At 47.4% G+C, this 4,763-nt stretch carries 4 protein-coding genes; all 4 read right to left on the bottom strand.

Annotated features, from left to right (window positions below):
- Nucleotides 1-1,949: PAS domain S-box protein (locus tag H6F80_RS08060; RefSeq protein WP_190791063.1), on the bottom strand; the 1,949-nt coding region annotated here is incomplete at its 3' end.
- Nucleotides 1,950-2,564: 615 nt separating this feature from the next.
- Nucleotides 2,565-3,233, bottom strand: coding sequence for a hypothetical protein (locus tag H6F80_RS08065; RefSeq protein WP_199296444.1), 669 nt, complete (start codon nucleotides 3,231-3,233; stop codon nucleotides 2,565-2,567).
- A 172-nt stretch (nucleotides 3,234-3,405) separates the two neighbouring features.
- A complete protein-coding gene (locus H6F80_RS08070) occupies nucleotides 3,406-3,918 on the bottom strand; it encodes a peptidoglycan-binding domain-containing protein (protein ID WP_190791064.1) in 513 nt (170 codons plus the stop codon).
- A 66-nt stretch (nucleotides 3,919-3,984) separates the two neighbouring features.
- Entirely contained in the window at nucleotides 3,985-4,455 is a 471-nt protein-coding gene (locus H6F80_RS08075; protein ID WP_190791065.1) for a peptidoglycan-binding domain-containing protein, read from the bottom strand.
- Between the last annotated feature and the right edge of the window lie 308 nt (nucleotides 4,456-4,763).

Genomic DNA, 4,763 nt, shown 5'->3' on the forward strand with positions numbered 1-4,763 from the left:
AGAAAGACACTCTTGGCTTTGTTTGCGGCTTCTGCGGCTTCTTTTGCCTGTTGCAGAGCTTGCTCAGTGAGTTTACGGGCAGTGACATCTGTGGTAGCTCCCACAATTCCTATCACCCGTCCGTGTACATTTACCAAAGGATTAATGACCGTTTGATGCCAGCAAGCTTCACCCCTCGCATTCACGATCGACTGCGAAAGATAAGTGTAGGGTTGCCGAGTTTGCATCACCTGATGATTCACCGCCAGGATTTCTTTGAGCTGTTCTACTGAAAAATTGGGATTGAAGTCGGTTTCTCGTTTGCCCAGCATCGCTTCAACGGTGGTTCCGTGGATATCTGCGGATGCCTGATTCACAATTAAAATGCGTCCTCCCCGGTTTTTAACAAAGATGTTATTGGGAACGGCATCAATGACTTGTCGCAGGAAAGCTTGCTGTGCTTTTTGTTCCACTTCTGCCAGTTTGCGATCGCTAATATCCATGCTGGTTCCTAGTAGCCGTAGGCCTGAACCTCGGTTGTGCAGGGGCGTTAGGGTAGTCAAAAACCAGCGAGGACGATCCGCAAAGGGCAGTTCTTCTTCATAGGTAATGGTTGCGTTCTGCTGAATACATTTACGGTAGCGAGAGTAGATTTGGGCGGCTATTTTGCTGTCCCACAGTTCATCGATTCGTTTGCCTATCCATTGATGCGACGGGATACCCGTGGCTGTCTCGATCGATGGATTCATACTAATGAGCTGATATCCTCCATCCTCTAATTGCTCAACCACCCAGATCGCTTCAGCCGCAGAATTAATAATGTCCTGCAAAAATTGTTCGCTTTCTTTGAGCGCAACTTCAATTCGCTTTCGTTCACCAATATCGGTGTAGGTTCCCATCACTCGCAGCGGCTTTCCTGCCTGATCTCGGCTCATCACCATGCCGCGAGCGAGAATCCATTTATAGGAACCGTCTTTGCACAAAACGCGATATTCGCTGCTGTATTGCGGCACTTCACCCGAAAAATACTTCTCAAAGGCAGCATATACCTGTGCCTTATCATCGGGGTGCAATCGCCTGTTCCACTCACTCAAATCGTTGCCGATTTCGTTCTCAGCGAAACCCAGCATGATTTTCCATTGACGTGAAAAGAAGACTTTATCGGTTTGCGCGTTCCAATCCCAAAGTCCATCCCCATTGCCTTCGATCGCATATCTCCAGCGTTCTTCACTCTCTCGTAACTCTGCTTCGGATTGGAGGCGACTCGCTTCGAGGTGCTTGGCAGCGGTAATGTCGCGCAAAAATGCCGTAAAAACCTGTTCTCCTGCCACTTCTAACTGAGAGATTGAAGCCTCTGCTGGAAACTCACTGCCATCTTTGCGACGACCCAAAATATCGCTGCGTTCGCCTATGCATCGGGTCGTGCCATTTTGTTTCTCAAAGCTGCTAATGTGCTGATGGTGCGAAGCTACAAATCGATCGGGAAGCAGCAGATCCAGTGGTTGCCCTAACGCTTCGGCTGCTGTGTAGCCAAACAGCTTTTCGGCTGCTCGATTAAACAGCGTAATTCGCTGATTCGCATCGATCGAAATAATGGCATCGCTGGCAATCTCAAGAATGCCTGCAAATCGAGCCTGAGAAATCTGTAGCTCTACGTTTAACTGCTGAAGTTTAGCGGGGCTGGGCAAGGCAAGCACTTTCGGCATCAAGAAAACAAGTTCGATCGCAGTCAGTACCGAAACTAATGCCGCGATTGCCTTAACGCAACCAGAAAGCCAGTAAGCCGGATGCCACAGCGTCCATACTCCCAGAAAGTGAGTCGTGCCAGACAAGATAATAAACGCCCCAAACAGAAGGAATATCTGTTTGAAAGGCAAATCTTTTCGCTGCCGAACAAAGTAAAAAAGGGCGATCGAGATCAGGAAGTAAGCCAGGACAATCAGGACATCGGCAGCAACGTGCAGTTCCATCAGTCCTGTTTTCCAGAAACAAGAATTTTTATGAGGAAGGAATAACCTAGAGTTAGAAATCGCTTTGACCGTATTTAGCATGAATGAGCAACCGCAGAATTGTGGGCTGGACAAAAACTGATAATTCAGCTCAGCGTTCTGCCCTGAATATTCCCAAACCTGATCCTCCTGCCATTCAGATTCCTGGAGCATCTCTATCTATTACAAGTTTTAAAATACAAGTCTTAAAAAATTACAAGTCTTAAAAATTGCAGGTATTGAGTGGGAAACACCAATATCCAGAGGCCGAATGATATGAATGCCGGATGCGATCGCCACGAGTGATTGATTCATCGGTTATTGGTTAGGAGCCATTAGTCGTTAGTTGTGAGTTATTAGCGAAGTTTTTGCTATCCATACTGAGCCGATCGATCGCTGTCAAAAACAGTAACGATCGACGCGCAAAGTCAGCAAAAAGCAAAACGATCGCAGCCTGGTATAAAGAGTGCGATCGCAAAGCTAAATAGAGAGTTTAACCGCAGAGAAATTACCGCAGCAAAAGCCTTGAGTGAGAGTCCTGAGCAAAAGTCATGCGTGAGAGATGAAAGCCCTGGGTCAAAGTTTTAGATTGCCCTATTACCCCTCAAACACAACAAAATGAGTGGGTTTGTAAGTCCGAATAAATTGAGACATGGTTTCTCGTTCTTCAATTGTAGGCGTTGCAAAACAGCCTGCGGTTCCCGTGTTAGCATCCTGCTTCAGTGCCGAAGGATCATAATGAATTCCTAAGCCCGATCGCTGAGTCTGAAAGGTCGGAGTCACTGCAGACCACACCCCACCAAACTCGCCGGGCGCAAACTCAACGCTTCCCGGTTTATCAAAGGTGTAAACACCAAAGGGCAACGGAGCTTGAGAGCCAGCCGTATCAGAGGGAGTTTGCTTATTGGCGCGACCAGAAACCGCACGCACCGTTTTGATAATTTGATTTTTGCCGTCAACTAGATGAGTCTGATAAATTCTTAAGCCGCCGCTCATGGTCGTTGATGTCCGCATGGCGATTACTTTTGCCTTGCCGTTTGCATTAGGAGCGGGAACCAGAAAATCAGACGCAACCCACTGCTTTGCCCCCAAGGAAACCCAGGTGCGTCCTGCGGCGGCGATCGCTTCTCCTGTGGTATAGGTCAGAGAACCATTGGAAAGATAATCCACAATTTCACCGTTAGGAGTCGATCGAACGCGCAGCGTATCTCCCTGAGTACGAACGGTGGCAATGTAACCGATGCGGGTATTGATGCTAGAACTCATTGTTTTTATGCTGATTTTTGCAAGAGGGAATAAATTAGGTTTGTACTGACTAAAAAAATTAGCAGAACGTTCCGTAAACCTGAAAGGCAGACTTGATCAATAAACCCAGGTGACCGATGGAAGAACGAAAATTCCATCAAATTACGCCACAATTCCCAACACGAAATTTACATTACGAAAACGATCGAAGTGGACCGCACGCCATGCCAACAGGCTCTTCTGCCAATTTTCGCCAGGTGTTGAGGTTGACTTCACCCGTTGCATGACCGTTTACGTCAAAAATATGGTGGTCATTCTGGAAGTGGGTCACGGCTGCCCGCGTTTTTGTGCCATAAATGCCATCTACAGAACCGAGGTTGATGCCATAGAGCGTCAGAACCTGTTGCAGTCGGCGAACGATCGCCCCCGTGCTGCCCTGCTTCAGGAGTGGCAAGCCGGATACACCCTGATTTAAGCATGCCATCATCTGAGTGCCCACAATGCCATCCATTTCCAGAAAATGACGGCACTGAAAAAATTTAATAATCCCTTCTGTCGCCAAACCAAAGATGCCGTCTTCGACTAGGAGTGCCCCTGGAAAAATTTCGCTGCTTTCAAGCCAAACATTCAGCATTGCCTGAAGCTGTTTTACACCAGAGCCTTGAGAGCCTTTTTTAAGGAGAACGGTGCTGCGAAGTGTTGTCATGATGAGATTCCTTTAATTCAAATTGGGTGGTGTTGATTCAGATAAAAAATGAGGCATGAATTGGCATTAGTCAAAGGCAAGATAAGCAGCAAGACCACTGAAGGCTGCCCAGGTTTTGTTGCCGATCACGCCATCAACGATGAGGCTCTGAGCCGTTTGAAATGCCCGGACTGCCACTTCGGTTTGAGGTCCAAAGTTGCTGTCAACTACACCTTTATAGATTCCGGCTTCCTTCAGCAGCACTTGGGCGATCGCAACCGCTTCACCTTTGCTGCTCCGGCGAATTACAGGCATTGCAGGAGGCATATTGGTTTGCAGAGCTTGCCAGGTTTTTGGTCCAACAATTCCATCCTTGCGAAGCAGCTTGCTATATTGAAAAGCTTTAACGGCTGACTCAGTTTTCGCTCCAAAAATGCCGTCTACAGAAACCATATAATCACGGCTGACTCGCTGATTAAGCAACTGCTGAAGGGTTTTTACAGCCGCACCTTGAGCACCCATTTGCAGCGTTGGATATTGAGTGGAAATCGTATTCATTTTGAATGACCTTTGTGATTGTTGAAGTGGATTACGTTTGAATCGGTCGCTGTTCCACAACAATGCAACAAGGTAAAACAAACAGATTCCGGGAAATCAAGAGTACCCTTGCGGGTGCTTATTTAAGGGCCAAAGGATGGTAGGGGATAGATTGCTTTGTTTGAGGAGATTCGCAAAAGGCTTTCTTCTGAAAAGAGTCTCTAACTTGTGCAAACCGCTCTGATTTCACGCCCAGGAGATTTGACCCCCAGACAGGCAAAATGGGTATTAGGCAAAGCAGCAACAATCGCGGCGACTCAGCAATAGGA

The organism is Leptolyngbya sp. FACHB-711 (assembly GCF_014695615.1).
Classification (GTDB): Bacteria; Cyanobacteriota; Cyanobacteriia; order Elainellales; family Elainellaceae; genus Leptolyngbya_A.

Coding starts and splice junctions, on each gene's coding strand:
- H6F80_RS08065 (WP_199296444.1), bottom strand. CDS start 3,233: ATGAGTTCTAGCATCAATACCCGCATCGGTTACATTGCCACCGTTCGT.
- H6F80_RS08070 (WP_190791064.1), bottom strand. CDS start 3,918: ATGACAACACTTCGCAGCACCGTTCTCCTTAAAAAAGGCTCTCAAGGC.
- H6F80_RS08075 (WP_190791065.1), bottom strand. CDS start 4,455: ATGAATACGATTTCCACTCAATATCCAACGCTGCAAATGGGTGCTCAA.